Raw genomic sequence first — 16,913 nt, 5'->3', positions numbered from 1 at the left:
CCTCGTCAGCGCGACTCCGCGCGCCCTGCCAGTCGATCAGGGTCGGTGTCGGCGACGCTTACTTCGTCACCAGATCGCACGGCGTTTCCACCACGCCCGACAACTGCGATTGCTTCTTGTGCTCGCTCAGGGCTTTCAGCGCGGTATCGATACCGAACACCGCCTGCTTCGCGGCGTACTGGTCGGCGGTGGCGAGCACGCGGCCGTCTTTCAGCATCGGCTTGATCGCGTTGATGTTGTCGTAACCGACTACCATCACCTTGCCTTGCTTACCCGCCGCGCGCACCGCGGAGACCGCGCCGATCGCCATGTTGTCGTTGCCCGCGAGCAGCGCCTTCAGGTTCGGGTACTCGTTGAGCATGGCCGACGCAACTGCATTGCCCTTGTCGATTTCCCATTCGCCCGACTGCACCGAGACGACCTTCGCGCCGACGGTCTGCATCGCGTCCTTGAAGCCAGCAGTGCGCTGCTGCGCATTGGTGGTGGTCGAGACGCCCTCGATGATGCCGACCTCGTCGCCCGCCTTCAGCTTCTTCGCGAGGTAGTCGCCGACCTTTTGCGCGCCCTTGCGGTTATCCGGTCCGACGAACGGCACGTTCAGGTCCTTCGACTTCAACACGTCGGGGTCCAGCCGGTTGTCGATATTCACGACGATGATCCCCGCGTCCACGGCCTTCTTGACGACCGGCACGAGCGCCTTCGAATCGGCCGGAGCCAGCACGATCGCGTCCACCTTCGAGACGATCATCTGTTCGACGATGCGAATCTGGTTCGCCGTATCGGTCTCGTCCTTGATGCCGTTCGTAATCAGGTCGAACTGCGACGAGTTGTGCTTCTGGTAATCCTTCGCGCCGGTTTCCATGGTCAGGAAAAACTCGTTGGCGAGCGACTTCATCACCAGCGCGACTTTCGGCTTATGCGCGGGTGCGTTCTGGGCATAAGCTGCGGAAAACGGCAAGGCGGTGCTAGCGGTGGCGAGGATTGCGGCCGCGACGATGCGGCGGCGAATGCGGTTGCTCATGCATATCTCCTGGGTTTGTCGGTTCAAGGTCGAACCGTATTTTTAGTTACGCGCAAACGTTTGCGGGACTCATTCTCAGCGCACTGCGACTGAATTGTCAACGAATCGTGGTGTTGCAGTGCACCGGCACGCACAAACTGCAGTGTGCTGCCAGCCAGACGCAGTCGGCCCCTCGCCTCGCGCCGAAGCGTGAGCCGTGCGTCTGTACTGATGGTGTGTAGCAAAAGGGTCCTCGCTCGGTCGGCGCGTGACGGTTTTGCCGCCGGCTGCAACTTCGGCAGTCGGCGGGCCGCCTATGCTGGACTTTTATTGCGCCGCATGCAAGCGGGGACCACACATTGGCGTGAGTCGGATCAGAGCCAGCCGGCCTTACGGAAACGCAAGTAAAGGATGACGTCGACGGTCAGCATGATCGCGAGGCACAGCGGATAGCCGTAGCGGAAATGCAGTTCCGGAATGTTCTGGAAGTTCATGCCGTAGATACCGGCGATCATGGTCGGCACGGCGAACAGCGCGGCGAACGAACCGAGCCGTTTAGTCACTTCGTTCTCCGCCAGCGAGATCATGCCGAGGTTCACCTGCACCGCGGTCACGACCATTTCCCGCCGTCCGTCGATGATGCGCACGATACGGTCAAGGTGATCGTAAACATCGCGAAAGTAAGCTTGCATGCCTTCGCACACGCTCGGAATGCGCCCGCCCGTCAGCTTGCTGATCGCCTCCTGCAACGGCGCGATGTGATGCTGAAGAATCACGAGGCGCCGCTTTAACGAATACAGATCCTGGATGATCGCGCGCGAGCCCGCCGAGTCGTTACGCTCGAAGATGCGGTCTTCAATCGCTTCGATTTCGGTGTTCATCGCCTCGACGATCGGAAAATAGCGGTCGACAATGTCGTCGGCGAGCGCATACAGCACGAACGCCGCGCCCGCCTTGAGCAGCTGCGGCTCGCGCTCGCAGCGCGCGCGCACATTCTGAAAGCCCGCGCGGGTGCCGCGTCGCACCGACAGCACGTAGTTAGCTCCGACGAATACGTCTACTTCACCGATCAGCAGTTCGCAATCCTCGTCCATCTCCAAGGTATGCATCACGGCGAACAGCGACTCGCCGTACTCTTCGATCTTCGGACGCTGATGGCCGTTCTGCGCGTCTTCGATCGCGAGGTCGTGCAAGCCGAATTCGTGCTTCATCACTGCGAGTTCGCCGGGGCCCGGGTCTTTTAGCGCGACCCAGACGAAGCATTCGGGGCGGGCGACATAGTCGCTGATGCTATCGATGTCGATGTCTGCCAGCTTCCGGCCGTCCTGATAGGCGGCACAATTGATCAGCATTTTGATTACCCTGAAAGCGAACAGAACGGCCTTGCAACGCGTTGCGTATGCGTAGCCCGATCTGCATGAATGGAGTGCGATAGCCGCCATGTTAAGGGCTGGCGGCGGCTCTCATGTATCGAATTGTTAAGCGCCGCAAATACCGTGCATGGGCGCGCGCATCCGACCTTGCGTGCCGCCGCGTTCTTCTTCATGATCGTCGCAAACAGCGAAACCAAGGAGACCGCAATGTGCTACATCAACTGGATTGCCGGCATGGATCCGGCGTTGGGCGTTGGCGTCGCCAATGCAATCTTGCTGCAAGCTAATAGCAAGTTTGCGCGCGAGTCGCAACGCACGGCAATCGAAGCGCAGGGTCAATTTTCGTGAGCCGTCTGATCTTTATTTGCGGTCACGCAGGCACGGGCAAGACGACGCTCGCAAAGAAACTGATCGGCCCACTGATGAAAGCAACGGGTTCGCCGTTCTGTCTGCTGGACAAGGACACGTTGTACGGCAGCTATAGCGCAGCCGCAATGCACATGCTGACCGGCAACGCGAACGATCGGGACAGCCCGCTTTTCCTCGAGCATCTGCGTGAGCCGGAGTATCGGGGTCTCGTCGAAACCGCGCGCGACAATCTGGAACTGGGCGTGAGCGCACTGGTAGTCGCGCCGCTCTCGCGTGAAGTCCGCGAGCGGCGGCTTTTCGATCGCGCCTGGCTCGGTATCGGCAAGGACGTCACCGTGCGGGTCGTGTGGGTGCAGGTGCCGGAGGAGACGGCGCATCAGCGGATCATGGCACGCGCCAATCCGAACGACGCGTATAAGCTCGCGCATTGGAACGAGTACCGGCAGCGGCGCTTCGTGCCGTCCGGCGACATGTGCCGCGATCTGCTGATGTTCGACAACACCGCGCCGAGCGCTGCGGATCACGACGCCCTGCTCGCGCGCATTCTCGGCGAACCGCATGTGGCGTCGGCAACGGTGCCTCCGCTGCCTGTCTGATGGCCGTGCCGCGGCGCAACGTGTAGCAAGCGCCGCGTGACCGAAGCAAACGAAAAACGCCCCGCATGCGGGGCGTTCGTTTTTGTCGACAGACGCAGCTTGTTAAACGGTCGCCGCGCTTTGCAGCGACTCCAACGCCTGACCTTCATACAACTGGCCGAAGCGGTTGCCAAGGAAGTCGCGCAGCGAGACCTGTTCCTGACGCACGAAACCGCGTTGCGGCAGCTTCTTTTCGCGGAACAGATCCAGCACTGCGCACATCGCGCCCGCCGTGGTGATTTGAATCGCGCTCATCGGCACGCCGCAAATCGTCTTTGCGAAGATCTTGCGCGTGAACACTTCCTGCACAAGCTGACCGTCGCGCATGCCGCTCACCGTGATGAACACGAGCACCACGTCCTGTGCGGTCGACGGCACCGAGCGGCGCATGATCGTTTTCAGCGTGTCGCGGTCGCTCGAAAGACGCAAGTCCTCGAGCAGAAATTGCATCAGATTGCGGTGGCCCGGATAGCGTACCGACTTGTAATCGAGCGACTCGACGCGGCCCGACAGCGTTTCGCACAGCGTGCCGAGACCGCCCGACGTGTTGAACGCTTCGTACTCGGTGCCGTCGAGCGAAAAATGTTCGAGACCTTCGAGCGGCTGCACCCACTGCGTGCGGCTGTCGCGGATCGCTTCGCACGGCTGGCAGTATTCGTTGATGAGGCCGTCCACGCTCCACGTGAGGTTGTACTTCAGCGCATTGGTCGGGAACTGCGGCAGCGCGCCGACGCGCATCTTGACATCGCGAATTTCGGTGAAGCGGTTCGCGAGTTCGTGCGCGGCGATGCCGATGAAACCCGGCGCGAGACCGCACTGCGGCATGAACGCGTGATCGGCGTCGTCGGCGATTGCGCGGATTGCGTGAGTGGCGCGCACGTCTTCGGTCAGGTCGAAGTAATGGACGCCTGCGCCTTTCGCGGCAGCGGCCACGTTCACAGCGAGGTAATACGGCAGCGCGTTGATGAGCGCGTCGAAGCCATGAACCGCGGCACGCAGCGCGGCTGCATCGGCGGAATCCACGCGGCGGGTTGAAATTCCCTGCGCGGCTAGTTTGTCGAGCGCATGCTGATCGCGGTCGAACGCGACGACGTCATAGTCGCCGGTTTCGCGCAGCATATGGGCGATGGTGTGACCGATCAGACCTGCACCAACGATGGCAACTTTCATATTCTTCTCCATTGTCGATCAGAGTTGGCGCTTTAGCGCTTACTCTGATCCCACGCACAGCGGTCGATCAGAGTTAGTGCTTCAGCACTTACTCTGATCCCATGCACAGCGGTCGATCAGAGTTGGTGCTTCAGCACTTACTCTGATCCCATGCACAGCGGTCGACCAAAGCCAGCGCTTCCGCGCCTGTCCGGCCTTTTCTGTGCGCTGTCTCCAGTTTCAGAATGCACCGCCCATGAAGGCGCGGCGCGCGGCGGGCTGAACCCTTGAGCGACAGTTTAGGGAGAAGCAAAAACAGTTCATACACGCAAAATGCTGCGCAATGACTACCAATTTCGACGTTTTGACGAACCACGCCGACGAAACGTCGAAAACGCATCAAAACGGCGTAAAAACACGGAGCACTTCACACCATCCCGCGGTCGATCTTGCGCGCGAGAATGATCGAGGTCGTAGTCCGCTCCACGCCTTCCAGCCCGCCGATCTGATCGAGCAGATCGTTCAGACGATCCGGCGAATCCGCGCGCAGCCAGGCCACGTAATCGAACTCACCGCTCACCGCGCATAACAGTTGCACCTCGGGCATCTTGCCGAGGCGCTTCTGCACGGCCGGCCCATGCTTCGGCGCAATGATGATGCCCACGTACGCGTAGATGCTCGAATCGAGCACGTCCTGGCCTAGCCGCACGCTGTAGCCCGCAATCACGTTGCTGCGCTCGAGCCGCGCAATTCTCGCGATCACGGTGGTGCGCGCCACGTCGAGTTGGCGCGCGAGATTGGCGACGCTCTCGCGCGCGTTCGCCTGAAGCAGCGCTACCAGATTGCGGTCGAGATCGTCGAGTTGGTCGAGGCGCGGAGGTCTCATCGAGGGAGAAGAAAGTGGTCGCAGTGCTGCGGATTATCGCGCGTCTTCAGTGTCAGGCGGCAAGCATCACGCGCCGAAACGCTCGATCACGAAGTCGATGAAACTGGTGAGCTTCGGCGTGGCCCGCCGGTCGCGCGGATAGACGAGATGCACCGGCGCGCCTTCAGGCAAATGCTCTTCCAGCACCGACACCAGTTCTCCGCTCGCAATCTCGCGTGCGAGCAGCGCCTCCGGCTGCAGCACGAGACCGAAGCCGCGCAACGCGGCCACCTTCAGCGCCTGACCGTTGTTTGCGCGAAAGCGCCCCGCGCGCAACGCGTTTTCGGCGGTGCTTTCCCCGCCCAGGCGCCACGCGCCCTCGCGGCCCCAATGGAGAAAACCGAGGCATTCGTGATGCGCGAGATCGGCCGGTGTACGTGGAATGCCCGCTCGCGCGAGATACGCCGGCGACGCACAGGCGCGCATGCGATAGGGTTTCAACGGCCGTGCAACGAAGCTCGAATCCTGCAGCTGGCCGATGCGCACGGCGGCGTCGAAGCCCTCTTCCACCAGGTCGGTCATGCGGTTCGACAGGTCGAGCTCGAGCGTGACCTCGGGCCACTCGCTCAGATAGTCGGTCATCGCGGGAGAAAATATCTCGACGCCATACGTGAGCGGCACTGTGACCTTGAGCACGCCGCGCGGCGCGGCGGCCATGGACTCCGCGAGCGACTCTGCGTCCTTCACGTCGGCGAGAATGCGCCTGCATTGCTCGTAGTATTGCCGCCCGATCTCCGTGAGGCTTTGACGGCGCGTCGTACGCGTGAGCAAGCGCGTGCCGAGCCGGGCTTCGAGCGAGCGGATGTGTTTGCCGACCATCGCCGACGAAATCTCGAAGCGCTCTGCCGCCGCTGTCAGGCTGCCCGCCTCGACCACGGCCACGAAAATCTCCATGCTGACGAATTTATCCACCCGCTATTTCCTGTTCGTTTCGGTTGTAAGCGTTTGTCGCATAAGAGCCGCATTGTAGGGATAACGTGTTACTAATAGCGCCCACGGCCAGGTTGAGCGATCCGCACGTAGTGCTGTCGCGCGCAATGTGGCGCATTGCCGGGACCGCTCGCCACACGCCTTGTCCCACTTCCAATTCGAACAGACATCAGGAGTTTCGATGAAAAAAGCACTGGTCATGCTGGCCTCCGCAGTCGCGATGAGCGGCGCATTCGCACAAGCTTCCGCACCCGTTGCGGCGTCTTCGGGCACGGCGGCTTCCGCAGCCGTCGCGAAAGGCGGTCATGAGCGCAATGTCGAAGACCGCATCGCCTACCTGCATTCGCAACTGAAAATCACGCCGGAGCAGGAAACGCAGTGGAAGGCGTTCGCCGACGTCATGCGCGGCAACGGCGAGACGATGGGCGAACTGTTCAAGCAGCGCCGCGCCGCCACGAGCGTGTCAGCGCTCGACGACATGAAGCAGTACGCGACCATCGCACAGGCGCACGCAGACGGCATGAAAAAGCTGGTGGACGCATTCGATCCGCTTTACAACAGCTTCTCGCCCGAACAGAAGAAGCTCGCCGATGTAACGTTCCGTCAACATGGCGCAGACGGCCGGCCGCGTCATCATGGCAAGGGTAAGAGCGACAAGTCGGCACCGGCTGCGGCGAGCGACGCCACGGTCAAGCCGTAACTGAGCGGTCACGCGACTCATCTGGCACACGCGCCTGGCGCAACTTCGGCCCAGGGCGCGTTGCGGTTCTTGCCGCACCGTGCCCGACGTGCCAAAAAAGGCCGGCAACTGGATGCGTCTGGCATGATGAAGGTCCGCGATAGCCGACGCGAAGTCGCGACGTCGCCGTCAACAACCCTTTGCCTGCATCATGAACGATCTGAAAAACCTCGACCTGCGCGATGATCCCGCCGCCCGGCGTGTCGTCAAAGACGAAACGGTCAATGTCGAATTCGCCGCCACGCACGGCGAACTGATGAGCCTGGAAGGCCCCAATCGCTACCTGCCTGGCGACGCTTTGATCACCGGATCGACCGGCGACCGCTGGGTCGTTTCGCGCGAGCGCTTCGACGCCAAATACGTTCCGGCCGACGCAGCGCATATGCATACGCATGGTGAGGCCGGCGCGTATCGCAATCGCCCCGCTGTCGTGCTCGCAAAACAGATGAACGATGCGTTCTCGCTAGCCCGTTCGGCGACCGGCGGCGACGTGCTGCGCGGCGCGGCCGGCGACTGGATCATGCAGTACGCGCCGGGCGATTACGGCGTCGTGCAGGCCGCGCGCTTCGCGAAGGTCTACCGTTTCGCAGACTGAAACCGTCACGCGAACTCGTCGCCGAGATCCACCGTGACTTCGCGCGGCACCGCTTCCCCGTTCGCATACTGCTCCTCGAGCGAGCCGATGCTCGCCTCCACATACGCGCGCAACACTGCGAAGCTGCGGCCTCGCAAGCGCGCGGGCAACGCGCGATAACGTGCGAGCGCCGCCGGCGCGATTTCCACCGTCATCACGATGCGCCGTGCGGCCGCGCCGAAGCGCATCGCCACCCAGTGAATCGCAAGCGTCGGCGTGCCGTCTTCGGCCGGCCGCTGGATAAACTGTGTCTGCTCTGGAAAGAGATCGCTGATAACGCGCGCCAGTTCCTCGAACTCGGGATTAGCGCAGTCGTATTGGTAAGCTTCCATGGATGTGCCGAAAGAGAGTGATCAGCCGTAGCAGGCGGCCGATTGTAAAGCAGCGACCGCGAGCGCCGGCTGTGAGCACGGGCTATGAAGCACGGCTGCGCTAGCGAGGCAGTTCCGTCATGCGCTCAGCGCCTGGCCGTCTGAACGTCCGGAATAGCAAGCCTGCTACGACGAGCGCTCCCAATGCATAGACGGCATCGACTGCGGCGAGCGGCACGAGTTGCGCCTGGAACAGTGCGGCGGGCACGTCCACGAGCGCATGCAACACGATCGCGAGCGGCAGGATCCCGCGCCAGCCGGCCCGCAGGCCGCGCCACATCAGCACCGACAAACCGATCTGAAAAATCAGCGCGGCCACGCGTTCGAGCGCAAAAATACCGGCTGTTTGCGGCGTCAGGCTGGCGAGTATCAGATGGATGCGCATCAACGATTCGGTCGGCAGGTTGCTCAGATAACCGTCGAGCTCGCCGCGATTTTCCAGCACCGCAAACAGAATCCATTGAATCTGCACCAGCACGCCGACGAGCCACGCTTCCGCGCCGCCATGACCGAGGCCGTAGGTGAGCGCGGTGCCGTCATCGGTGCGCGTAGCCTGCGGCGTTGAAGCCACCGCCGCCGCACTGGCCGCCGCACTAGCCGCCGCACTCGCCGCCGCACGTTTCATCAGCAGGCGCATGCCGATGAAGCGCCCCACTTCCTCGCAGATGCCTGCCGCGAGCGCACCGTAGACGACGAACGCGAGCGGATTCGACAGGAACGTGGCCGTCGCCTCGTTCCGATGCAGCATGTAGTCGTTCAACGCGCGCTCGATCACCATGGCGAACAGCGCGAACACGGCGATGCCGGCGATCGCGTCGCGCGGCTTTAGCGCGAGCGGCCGGCGCAGGCGGCGGTAAAGGACAAAGGGCAAAGCGGCGACCAGCAGCGTCGCGAGGACGAGGCTCGACAGGGTAAGCGGTGCAACAACCATGAGTTTCCTTGCGATGACAGGCGCGCAACCGCTGCGCGCCGCAGCCCGAATCATCGCAGATCGGCGGAAAGTCGGCCTGGAAGCTCGCGCGGATGTCGGCTCAGGCGTGGGCCTTCACGTCAGCCCGACGTGGACGCGCGGACGATCAGTTCGCCCGGCAACAGGCAGTCGCGCGCGCCGGTCTCGACGCCTTCGATGCGCTCATGCAGAAACTCGACCGCCCGGTAGCCAATGTCGTAAGTCGGCTGGCGGATGGTCGTGACGCCCGTCAATTCCGCCCAGTCCGGGTCGTCGATGGAAAGCAGCGCGACGCGTGCCTGCCAGCCCGCGCCGTAACGCGCCTTCAGATGCAGCGCAAGCCGCAACGCGACGGGCGCATTCGCCGCGAATACCGCGACGCGCGCGGCGTTGCCGGCGGCGCCCGGGTGCTCGCTCGACGCGTCGATTGCGCGGTCCAGCGCCGCGAGGCTTTGCTCGGCCTGCTGTGCGTCCGCGAGATCGAGCACGAGCGTATGGCCGCGCGCGGCGTGCGGGCCCGTCGCTTCATGAGCGGCCATGGCCTCGCGGAACGCCGCCTCGCGCAGCCGCCGCGAGCTGACCTGCTCGAACGGTTGCACGACGAACCAGATGTCGCGAAACCCACCGTCGAGCAGATGACGTGTGCCGAGTTCCGCCGCCGCCCGATTGTCGAGCCCGACGATATCGGCGACGAGTCCTTCGACCGAGCGGTCCACCAGCACCGCCGGAATTCCGCCGCCGCCCACGGGGCGCAGCGTTTCCTCGCGCACGCCGAGCGCATTCACGATCACGCCTTCGACGCGGTACGTGGTAAGCAATTGCAGATAGCGCCGCTCCATTTCCACTTCGTTGGCCGCATGGCAGATGAGCGGCATCAGGCCGAGCGCGTGGCACGCGGCTTCGACGCCTTGCAGCACCTCGACGGTATAGGGATTGGTGAGGTCGGCGAGCAGCATGCCGATCAGCCGGTTGCGGCCACGCTTCAGCCCGCGCGCCATCTGGTTGGGCTGATAGTCGAGCCGTTCGATAGCGGCCTCGATACGCGCGCGCAACTCTGGCGACAACACACTCATCTCGCCGTTCAGATAACGCGAGATGCTGGTTTTGCCGGTGCCCGCTTCGCGCGCGACATCGGTGATCGTTGCGCGGCGCGGTGCGGCCTGGCGAGTCGGCGCAGTGCTCATTGGAGCCACGCAGTGCAGCGCGAGACGCATGCGCCGGCAGGCAAACGCTTGTTCACGGCGCTCCTCACTGTTGCAGCACTTCGCGATTGACAATGTTGGTCGTGAGCGTGCCGTTCAGCGCGGCAACGAGATTTTCTGCAGCGTTACGCGCCATCGCATGGCGCGTCTCGCGCGTCGCCGAACCGATATGCGGCAGCGCCACCACGTTCGCCAGCTTGAGGAGCGGCGAATCGGCCGGCAGCGGCTCGGTCTCGAACACATCGAGACCCGCGCCGTGAATCGTGCCGTTTTGCAGCGCCTCGATCAGCGCCTTTTCGTCGACGGTCGCACCGCGCGACGCATTGATAAGAATCGCGCTCTTCTTCATCGAGCTGAGTTCCTTCGCGCCGATCATGTGCCGCGTTTGCGGCGTGAGCGGCACCTGCAGACAGACGAAGTCGGCGTTGGCGAGCAGTTCCGGCAACTCGACGCGCCGCGCGCCGTAAGCCTCTTCCGCCTCGCGGTTCGCACTGCGGTTCGTGTAGAGCACCTTCATGTTGAAGCCGAGCGCCGCGCGCCGCGCGACCGCGCCGCCAATGCGTCCGAGCCCGACGATGCCAAGCGTCTTGCCCTGCACGTCTACGCCGAATTGCGCGGGCCCAATGCTCTGCTGCCACTGCCCTGCCTTCACCCATGCGGCGAGTTCGACCACGCGGCGCGCTGACGCGAGAATCAGCGAAAAGACCGTGTCGGCGGTCGATTCCGTCAACACGTCCGGCGTATGCGCGAGCACGATGCCGCGCCGCGTGAGATCGGCGACGTCGAACTGATCGAAGCCGACGGAGATCGTCGACAGCGCCTTTAACCGCGTCGCGCCTTCCAGCATCGCCGGCGTGATCTTCACGCTCGCGCCGATGCCGCCGTCCGCGTCGCGCAAAGCGGCGACGAACGCGTCATGCTGGGCGGGATCCACCTGCACGACTTCCACGTGCTGTTGCAGGTACGCGAGCACATCTTCAGGCAGTGACTTCCAGGCGACGATCTTCTTCATCGGCTTATTTTCCTTGCAACGGTGTGGCGAGCTTGTGCGGCGTTTCAACCGTCTGCTGTTGCGGCTTGACGATCAGCGTAAGGATCACCGCGGCGATCAGCGCCACGCTCATGAATGCATACGATGCCGCGGGCGACCCTGTCGCGCCGTTCAGATAGCCGACCACATACGAGCCGACGAACGAACCGAGCGCGCCCATGCTGTTGATCAACGCCATCGCGCCGCCCGCGACGTTCTTCGGCAGCAGCTCCGGCACGATCGCGAAGAACGGACCGTATGGTGCGTACATCGCGGCGCCTGCAATCACGAGCGACGCATACGAAAGCCAGAAATGCGTGGAGCCGAGCGCATACGACGCCGCGAACGCGATCGCGCCGATCAGCAGGAACGGCCAGACGAACACTTTACGGCGGTTGAGTTTATCCGATGCCCACGACGCCGCAAGCATCGCGATGGTCGCGGCGAGATACGGCAGCGCCGACAGCCAGCCGGTTTCGACCATGCCGAGCGAGGAGCCATTCTTCAGGATCGACGGCAGCCACAGCACGAAACCATAGACGCCGATGCTCCAGCAGAAGTACTGCGCGCACAACTTGATCACAGCCGACGAGCGGAACGCTTCGCTGTAATTGCGCACCGGCTTGATCGCGGCCTGCTCGGCGCGCAGCGTTTGCGCAAGGTCGTCTTTCTGCTGCTGCGTGAGCCAGGACACCTGCTGCGGCTTGTCCTGCACGATGAACCACCAGCACACCGCCCACAGGATCGCGGGAATGCCTTCGGCGATGAACATATTGCGCCAGCCGAACGAATGCACGAGATAGCCGGATACCACCGACATCCACAGCACCGTAACCGGATTTCCGAGAATCAGAAACGTGTTGGCGCGCGAGCGCTCGCTCTTCGTGAACCAGTTGCTGATGAAGATCAGCATGGCCGGCATCACCGCGGCTTCGACCACGCCGAGCACGAAGCGGATCACCATGAGCGACGGAATGTTGCTGACCATGCCGGTCAGCGCAGCGCAACCGCCCCACAGCACGAGGCTCCAGAACACGAGCTTCTTGACGCTGCGGCGCTCGGCGTAGATCGCGCCCGGAATCTGAAAGAAGAAATAGCCGAGGAAGAACAGCGCGCCGATCAGCGAAGAAAGTCCCTTGCTGATGCCGAGGTCCTGATTGATGCCGGCCGCTGCCGCGAAACCGTAGTTTGCGCGATCGAGGTAAGCGAGGCTGTAGGTGATGAATACGATCGGCATGATCGTCCACCAACGGCGAATGGCGAGAGATGAAGTCATGGGTGTCTCCTTAACGGCTTCCCGAAACAATGATGAGCTGAGCTTGTGCGGCGCTTGCCAAGCGCTCTTGCTGTTATCGATGCAGCCCGGCTTGCGGCTCCGTGCAGAACCGCGATGCTGCCGGGCTACGTAATGCTTTTTTCGGCGGTGCTTGCCAATGCATGTGCCTCAAGCTGCGCGTGTCAGGCTCGCGTTCGACAGATCGGCGCGTTCGATCGCATCGAGTTCGGCGCGAACCGGCAGCCCTTCTGAATCGCCGATCACCTGGATCGCCAGCGCGCCGATGCGGTTGCCGCGCGCGACGGCCTGCGGCAGCGTCCGGCCTTCGAGCAGCGCGCTGATCACGCCGACCGCGAAGCCGTCGCCCGCGCCGACCGTATCGACGACCTTCGCGACCGGCTGGCCGGCAATCACGCCGGCATCATCGGCGGTGCGAAAATACGCGCCCTCGGCGCCGAGCTTGACGACCACGCCACGCGCGCCCTGCTCCAGATAAAACTTCGCGATGTCGTCAGGCTTCGTATAGCCGGTCAGAATCTCACCCTCGCCGATGCCGGGCAGCACCCAGTCTGCGAGCGCGGCGAGCGCGTTCAGACCTTCCACCATCGCGGCGCGCGACGGCCACAGCGTCGGGCGCAAATTCGGATCGAACGAGATGGTTTTGCCGGCCGCGCGCATTTCACGTGCCAGATGAAAAGCGAGTTCACGCGAACTCGCCGAGATCGCGGGCGCGACTCCCGTCAGATGAAGATGACGCGCGGGCAATACGTAGTCGGCCACGTAGTCGGCGACCGAAAGATGGCTCGCCGCCGAGCCTCGTCTGAAGTATTCGACAGCGGGATCGCTGCCGTCATCGTTCTTCGACTTCAACTGGAAACCGGTCGGGTAGCGCTCGTCGGTGCTCACGCAGCGCTGGTCGATGCCTTCTTTCGTCAGCGTATCGCGCACATACTGGCCGAATGAATCGTTGCCCACGCGGCTCATCCAGCCGACCTTGAAACCGAGCCGTGCAAGACCGATCGCGACATTCAGGTCGGCGCCCGCAATGCGCTTCGTGAAATGGCCGACGCTCGCGAGCGGGCCAGTCTCGGTCGCCACGAACATGGCCATTGCTTCGCCGTAGGTGATGATGTCCAGTGCTGCGCTTGTGTTGCTCATGCTTCGCTCCTGCGTGTACGTCGGGCTTGTCGCCGCTGCCGGTTTCTTTCCGCGCTCGTTGCTGCTTCTCTCAGGTTCTACTCGCCGCTCACGCGGCAGCCAGCCACGCGACGCGGCGCGCCGCGTCTTCGTCGATACAGGCGGCGTCGAATGGAAACTCGATTCCGCGCGGCACGTGGCGCGGCAGTCGGTGCAGCACCTCGGCAAAGCGGGCGTCGTCGACGGCGGGCGCCACCGCAAACCGCCGTGCACCCTCGCCCGCCGCGACCTTGCAGTGCACGTACTCGACGTAAGGCGCCAGCGCCGCGGCTGCGTTCAGGGACGACACGCCGCACCACGCCCAGTTGCCGACGTCGAAAGTCATGCCGAGGACATCTGCGCGGCCTTCACGCTCCAGTGCGTCGAACAAGCCCACGAATTGCGACAACGAGCCGCCCTGCGCCAGTTGCCCGTTTTCGACGACGAGCCGCACGTCCGCGCCTTGCAACTGCGCGGCGATTGCATCGCCGTGCGCCTCGCTAGCAAAACCGCCGAGTTGCAGTTTCACGAGGCGCGCGCCGAGCGCGAGCGCTTCGTCCAGCGCAAGGCGCAACGCGGCGGCGTCGAGCCGGCCGCCTTCCACGTACAGCGACGCCGGCGTCGAATACACGGACCACAAGCCAAATTCCGCAATCTGCTTGCCCAATTCCCGAAGGCGCGACAGCGAGGCGTCGGCCTCGTAACCGAACAACTCCCGGCGCACTTCGAAACCGGCCGCGCCGGCGCGCTTGCTCGCCTCCGCCCACTTGCGATGACCCGCCGTGCGCACTGCGTCGACGCCAAAGGCGCTCGCGACAATCGTTATGTCCACCGCATCTGTCATCTGTGGATACCGTCATTTGCCCTGCTTCTGCGTCTTGGAACCGGTTCCAAAAGCAGGTTTCAAAAAAGCGCCGAAGCGCTTGCGATGCCCGAATATTGCGCCGAGGCTCGCGCTGCGCACCATAGTGGAAATCCCCAGGCGCGGCGCTTGGAGCCTGCCCACCGGTTCGATAACTCAAGCGCCATCTGCCAGACAAAGCGCAAGAAACTGCTGGACCACGCGCGACGGCGCGCTCGCGTGCGGCACGACAATAGACAGCCGCCGCGTCAACGGCTCGGGGCTGAGCGAAAACACGCGCAAAGCGCCGTCTTCGTGCCGCATCGACATCGCCGAAACGAAGCCGATGCCCATACCGGCTCGCACTGCTTCCTTCACGCCTTCAACACCCGCTATTTCCAGCGCCACGCGCATCGGCACGCCTGCGCGGGCGAACGCGCGCTCGACAATCTGGCGCACGCCCGACCCCGCCTCGCGCACGATCAGCGGCTCGGCACCGAGCGCCGCGAGATCGACGCCGGCTCCCTGCGCCGACGCTGCAAGCGGGTGCGCGCGCGGCATGATCGCGACGATCTCGTCTTCGCGCCACGCGTGGACCGCGGTGTCCGGCGGCAGATCCGCGCCGACCGGACCTTCGATCAGCGCAATATCCACCGATCCCAGCGCGCCGACGATGTCGGTCGTATTGCCGTCGGCCGTATGCAGCGCCACTTCCGGATATCGCCGGTGAAAATCAGCGATCAGATACGGCAGCAGGTAGCTCGCAGGCGTCGTGGTCGCGCCGATCCGCAGCGTGCCCTGCTCCAGGCCGCGCAACGCGTCTCTATATGCATGAGCCTGCCGCCACGTGTCGCGTAGCCGCACGGCATAGCTCGCCAGTTGCTCGCCGGCCGGGGTCAGGCGCACGCCGCGCCCTTCGCGCTGATAGAGCGGCTCGCCGAACTCATCCTGAAGCTGGCGCAGCTGCCCGGACACCGCGGGCTGCGACAGATGCAAAGCTACCGCCGCGCGACTGATGTTCAGGTGTTCGGCGACTGCGGCAAACGTTATAAGCTGATCGGGGGTCATGGTACGAAAATATCGGATTCGCTGATACTTGTCATTCTAAATGACGATTTTTCATATCCATATATCTAAATTAGGATTAGACCTATCCGATCCAGTCAGTCCCAGAGGCTGCAACCATGACCACCGCTCGCCTCACCGCCGCTACCTCCGAACAGTCGTCAACCCGTGGGCAACTCAACGGCATCCTGTTCGTCGCGCTGTTCGCCGCAGCCGTCACGCGCATTGCCGAAATCCCGGCCGTTGCGGGGCTGGGCCTGAGCCCGCTGATCGTCGGCATCGTCGCGGGAGCAATCTACGGCAACGCGTTGCGCGACGGCATGCCGGCAAGCTGGGCCGCCGGCGTCAATTTCTCGGCGCGCAAGCTGCTGCGTATTGCGGTCGCTTTCTTCGGACTGCGAGTGAGTCTTCAGGAGATCGCCCAGGTCGGCCTGCCCGGTCTTGCGGAATCGGTACTGGTCGTCGTCAGCACGCTGCTGATCGGCACCTGGGCCGGCATGAAAATCATGAAGCTGGACCGCGACACGGCGCTCCTTACGGCTGCCGGCAGTGCGATTTGCGGCGCGGCGGCCGTGCTCGCGTTCGAGTCCACGCTGCAGTCCAAGCCGCACAAGAGCGCGATGGCCGTCGGCAGCGTGGTTCTGTTCGGAACGCTTTCCATGTTCCTTTACCCGGTTCTGTTCAAGGCGGGCTGGCTGCATCTCGACACGGTCGGCGCGGGGCTCTTCTTCGGCGGCACGATCCACGAAGTCGCTCAGGTGGTCGGCGCGGCGAGCAACGTGAGCCCGGAAGCCACACATATCGCCACCATCGTCAAGATGACTCGCGTGATGCTGCTCGTACCGGTGTTGCTTCTGGTAGGCCTGTGGGTGAACCGCGCTGCGCGCCGCGACGCGTCAGCCGCAGGTACGCAGCAAGGCGCTGCCGTTCACCAGGGCAAGCTTGCGATTCCCTGGTTCGCACTCGGCTTCCTGGCCTTCGTCGTGATCAACTCGCTGCATGTGTTGCCGCAAGCCGCCACTACCACGCTGAACACGCTGGATACCTTCGCACTGACCATGGCCATGACCGCGCTCGGCATCGAAACGCGGCTCTCGCAGATTCGTCAAGCGGGCCCTCGCGCACTGACCACCGGCTTGATTCTTTATGTATGGCTGATTGCGGGCGGACTCGGAATCACATGGACTGTCCAGCATTTCCTCGGCTAAGCCCCTCGTTTCAGAAGCCAACCCCGCCGCGCGCGGGGTTT

At 63.4% G+C, this 16,913-nt stretch carries 18 protein-coding genes; 5 read left to right on the top strand and 13 right to left on the bottom strand.

The features are described 5' to 3' along the window. Positions 1-58 precede the first annotated feature (58 nt). Both H281_RS0126900 and corA read right to left on the bottom strand, forming a co-directional pair. Positions 59-1,021 carry a sugar ABC transporter substrate-binding protein gene (locus H281_RS0126900; RefSeq protein ID WP_020070243.1) on the bottom strand — a complete coding sequence of 321 codons (963 nt, stop codon included), beginning with the start codon at positions 1,019-1,021 and terminating at the stop codon, positions 59-61. Between the two features lie 353 nt (positions 1,022-1,374). Further along, positions 1,375-2,352, bottom strand: a complete 978-nt coding sequence (gene corA / locus H281_RS0126895; protein WP_027777171.1) for a magnesium/cobalt transporter CorA — start codon at positions 2,350-2,352, stop codon at positions 1,375-1,377. Positions 2,353-2,580: 228 nt separating this feature from the next. On the opposite strand from corA, the gene H281_RS37015 reads away from it, so the two are divergent. Together H281_RS37015 and H281_RS0126885 are read left to right on the top strand one after the other, a co-directional pair. Further along, positions 2,581-2,721 (top strand): cytochrome bd-I oxidase subunit CydX, encoded by a 141-nt coding sequence (locus H281_RS37015; protein ID WP_164701951.1) that lies wholly within the window; start codon positions 2,581-2,583, stop codon positions 2,719-2,721. Further along, positions 2,718-3,338: an AAA family ATPase gene (locus tag H281_RS0126885; RefSeq protein ID WP_020070240.1), complete on the top strand. Its 621-nt coding sequence runs from the start codon at positions 2,718-2,720 to the stop codon at positions 3,336-3,338. The genes H281_RS37015 and H281_RS0126885 overlap by 4 nt, the downstream gene beginning before the upstream one ends. Before the next feature lie 102 nt (positions 3,339-3,440). On the opposite strand, the gene H281_RS0126880 is transcribed toward H281_RS0126885, so the two are convergent. The 3 genes from H281_RS0126880 to H281_RS0126870 form a co-directional block, all read right to left on the bottom strand. Continuing rightward, entirely contained in the window at positions 3,441-4,547 is a 1,107-nt protein-coding gene (locus H281_RS0126880) for a saccharopine dehydrogenase family protein (protein WP_020070239.1), read from the bottom strand. A 406-nt stretch (positions 4,548-4,953) separates the two neighbouring features. After that, positions 4,954-5,412, bottom strand: a complete 459-nt coding sequence (locus H281_RS0126875) for an Lrp/AsnC family transcriptional regulator (protein WP_020070238.1) — start codon at positions 5,410-5,412, stop codon at positions 4,954-4,956. A gap of 66 nt (positions 5,413-5,478) precedes the next feature. Next, positions 5,479-6,363, bottom strand: coding sequence for a LysR family transcriptional regulator (locus H281_RS0126870; RefSeq protein ID WP_020070237.1), 885 nt, complete (start codon positions 6,361-6,363; stop codon positions 5,479-5,481). Between the two features lie 199 nt (positions 6,364-6,562). Here H281_RS0126870 and H281_RS0126865 point away from each other — a divergent pair, with 199 nt between their 5' ends. Together H281_RS0126865 and H281_RS0126860 are read left to right on the top strand one after the other, a co-directional pair. Then, positions 6,563-7,081, top strand: a complete 519-nt coding sequence (locus H281_RS0126865) for a Spy/CpxP family protein refolding chaperone (RefSeq protein ID WP_020070236.1) — start codon at positions 6,563-6,565, stop codon at positions 7,079-7,081. Positions 7,082-7,271: 190 nt separating this feature from the next. After that, on the top strand, positions 7,272-7,715 hold the full coding sequence (locus tag H281_RS0126860; protein ID WP_020070235.1) for a PGDYG domain-containing protein: 444 nt from the start codon (positions 7,272-7,274) through the stop codon (positions 7,713-7,715). A 5-nt stretch (positions 7,716-7,720) separates the two neighbouring features. Here H281_RS0126860 and H281_RS0126855 read toward each other — a convergent pair whose 3' ends face one another. The 8 genes from H281_RS0126855 to H281_RS0126815 form a co-directional block, all read right to left on the bottom strand. After that, positions 7,721-8,086, bottom strand: a complete 366-nt coding sequence (locus tag H281_RS0126855) for a DUF3022 domain-containing protein (protein WP_020070234.1) — start codon at positions 8,084-8,086, stop codon at positions 7,721-7,723. Positions 8,087-8,186: 100 nt separating this feature from the next. After that, on the bottom strand, positions 8,187-9,056 hold the full coding sequence (locus tag H281_RS0126850) for a YhfC family intramembrane metalloprotease (RefSeq protein ID WP_020070233.1): 870 nt from the start codon (positions 9,054-9,056) through the stop codon (positions 8,187-8,189). Between the two features lie 119 nt (positions 9,057-9,175). Then, a complete protein-coding gene (locus H281_RS0126845; protein WP_027804978.1) occupies positions 9,176-10,258 on the bottom strand; it encodes a LacI family DNA-binding transcriptional regulator in 1,083 nt (360 codons plus the stop codon). Positions 10,259-10,322: 64 nt separating this feature from the next. Further along, positions 10,323-11,288, bottom strand: a complete 966-nt coding sequence (locus tag H281_RS0126840; RefSeq protein WP_020070231.1) for a 2-hydroxyacid dehydrogenase — start codon at positions 11,286-11,288, stop codon at positions 10,323-10,325. Between the two features lie 4 nt (positions 11,289-11,292). Further along, the gene (locus H281_RS0126835; protein ID WP_020070230.1) at positions 11,293-12,582 is read right to left on the bottom strand and encodes an MFS transporter; all 1,290 of its coding nucleotides are present in this window, start codon (positions 12,580-12,582) and stop codon (positions 11,293-11,295) included. Between the two features lie 168 nt (positions 12,583-12,750). Continuing rightward, positions 12,751-13,740 carry a sugar kinase gene (locus H281_RS0126830; protein ID WP_020070229.1) on the bottom strand — a complete coding sequence of 330 codons (990 nt, stop codon included), beginning with the start codon at positions 13,738-13,740 and terminating at the stop codon, positions 12,751-12,753. Between the two features lie 88 nt (positions 13,741-13,828). Next, positions 13,829-14,602 carry a TIM barrel protein gene (locus H281_RS0126825; RefSeq protein WP_020070228.1) on the bottom strand — a complete coding sequence of 258 codons (774 nt, stop codon included), beginning with the start codon at positions 14,600-14,602 and terminating at the stop codon, positions 13,829-13,831. Between the two features lie 174 nt (positions 14,603-14,776). Continuing rightward, positions 14,777-15,667 (bottom strand): LysR family transcriptional regulator, encoded by an 891-nt coding sequence (locus H281_RS0126815; protein ID WP_020070226.1) that lies wholly within the window; start codon positions 15,665-15,667, stop codon positions 14,777-14,779. A 116-nt stretch (positions 15,668-15,783) separates the two neighbouring features. On the opposite strand from H281_RS0126815, the gene H281_RS0126810 reads away from it, so the two are divergent. Next, a complete protein-coding gene (locus tag H281_RS0126810; RefSeq protein WP_020070225.1) occupies positions 15,784-16,872 on the top strand; it encodes a YeiH family protein in 1,089 nt (362 codons plus the stop codon). Positions 16,873-16,913: the final 41 nt, after the last annotated feature.

It is taken from the genome of Paraburkholderia caledonica, assembly GCF_000383275.1.
In the GTDB taxonomy this organism is placed as follows: Bacteria; Pseudomonadota; Gammaproteobacteria; order Burkholderiales; family Burkholderiaceae; genus Paraburkholderia; species Paraburkholderia caledonica.
Note: the sequence above shows the minus strand (reverse complement) of the source record. Positions and strands in the feature narration are given on the sequence as shown.

Coding starts and splice junctions, on each gene's coding strand:
- H281_RS0126900 (WP_020070243.1), bottom strand. CDS start 1,021: ATGAGCAACCGCATTCGCCGCCGCATCGTCGCGGCCGCAATCCTCGCC.
- corA (WP_027777171.1), bottom strand. CDS start 2,352: ATGCTGATCAATTGTGCCGCCTATCAGGACGGCCGGAAGCTGGCAGAC.
- H281_RS37015 (WP_164701951.1), top strand. CDS start 2,581: ATGTGCTACATCAACTGGATTGCCGGCATGGATCCGGCGTTGGGCGTT.
- H281_RS0126880 (WP_020070239.1), bottom strand. CDS start 4,547: ATGAAAGTTGCCATCGTTGGTGCAGGTCTGATCGGTCACACCATCGCC.
- H281_RS0126875 (WP_020070238.1), bottom strand. CDS start 5,412: ATGAGACCTCCGCGCCTCGACCAACTCGACGATCTCGACCGCAATCTG.
- H281_RS0126865 (WP_020070236.1), top strand. CDS start 6,563: ATGAAAAAAGCACTGGTCATGCTGGCCTCCGCAGTCGCGATGAGCGGC.
- H281_RS0126860 (WP_020070235.1), top strand. CDS start 7,272: ATGAACGATCTGAAAAACCTCGACCTGCGCGATGATCCCGCCGCCCGG.
- H281_RS0126855 (WP_020070234.1), bottom strand. CDS start 8,086: ATGGAAGCTTACCAATACGACTGCGCTAATCCCGAGTTCGAGGAACTG.
- H281_RS0126850 (WP_020070233.1), bottom strand. CDS start 9,056: ATGGTTGTTGCACCGCTTACCCTGTCGAGCCTCGTCCTCGCGACGCTG.
- H281_RS0126845 (WP_027804978.1), bottom strand. CDS start 10,258: ATGAGCACTGCGCCGACTCGCCAGGCCGCACCGCGCCGCGCAACGATC.
- H281_RS0126840 (WP_020070231.1), bottom strand. CDS start 11,288: ATGAAGAAGATCGTCGCCTGGAAGTCACTGCCTGAAGATGTGCTCGCG.
- H281_RS0126835 (WP_020070230.1), bottom strand. CDS start 12,582: ATGACTTCATCTCTCGCCATTCGCCGTTGGTGGACGATCATGCCGATC.
- H281_RS0126830 (WP_020070229.1), bottom strand. CDS start 13,740: ATGAGCAACACAAGCGCAGCACTGGACATCATCACCTACGGCGAAGCA.
- H281_RS0126825 (WP_020070228.1), bottom strand. CDS start 14,602: ATGACAGATGCGGTGGACATAACGATTGTCGCGAGCGCCTTTGGCGTC.
- H281_RS0126815 (WP_020070226.1), bottom strand. CDS start 15,667: ATGACCCCCGATCAGCTTATAACGTTTGCCGCAGTCGCCGAACACCTG.
- H281_RS0126810 (WP_020070225.1), top strand. CDS start 15,784: ATGACCACCGCTCGCCTCACCGCCGCTACCTCCGAACAGTCGTCAACC.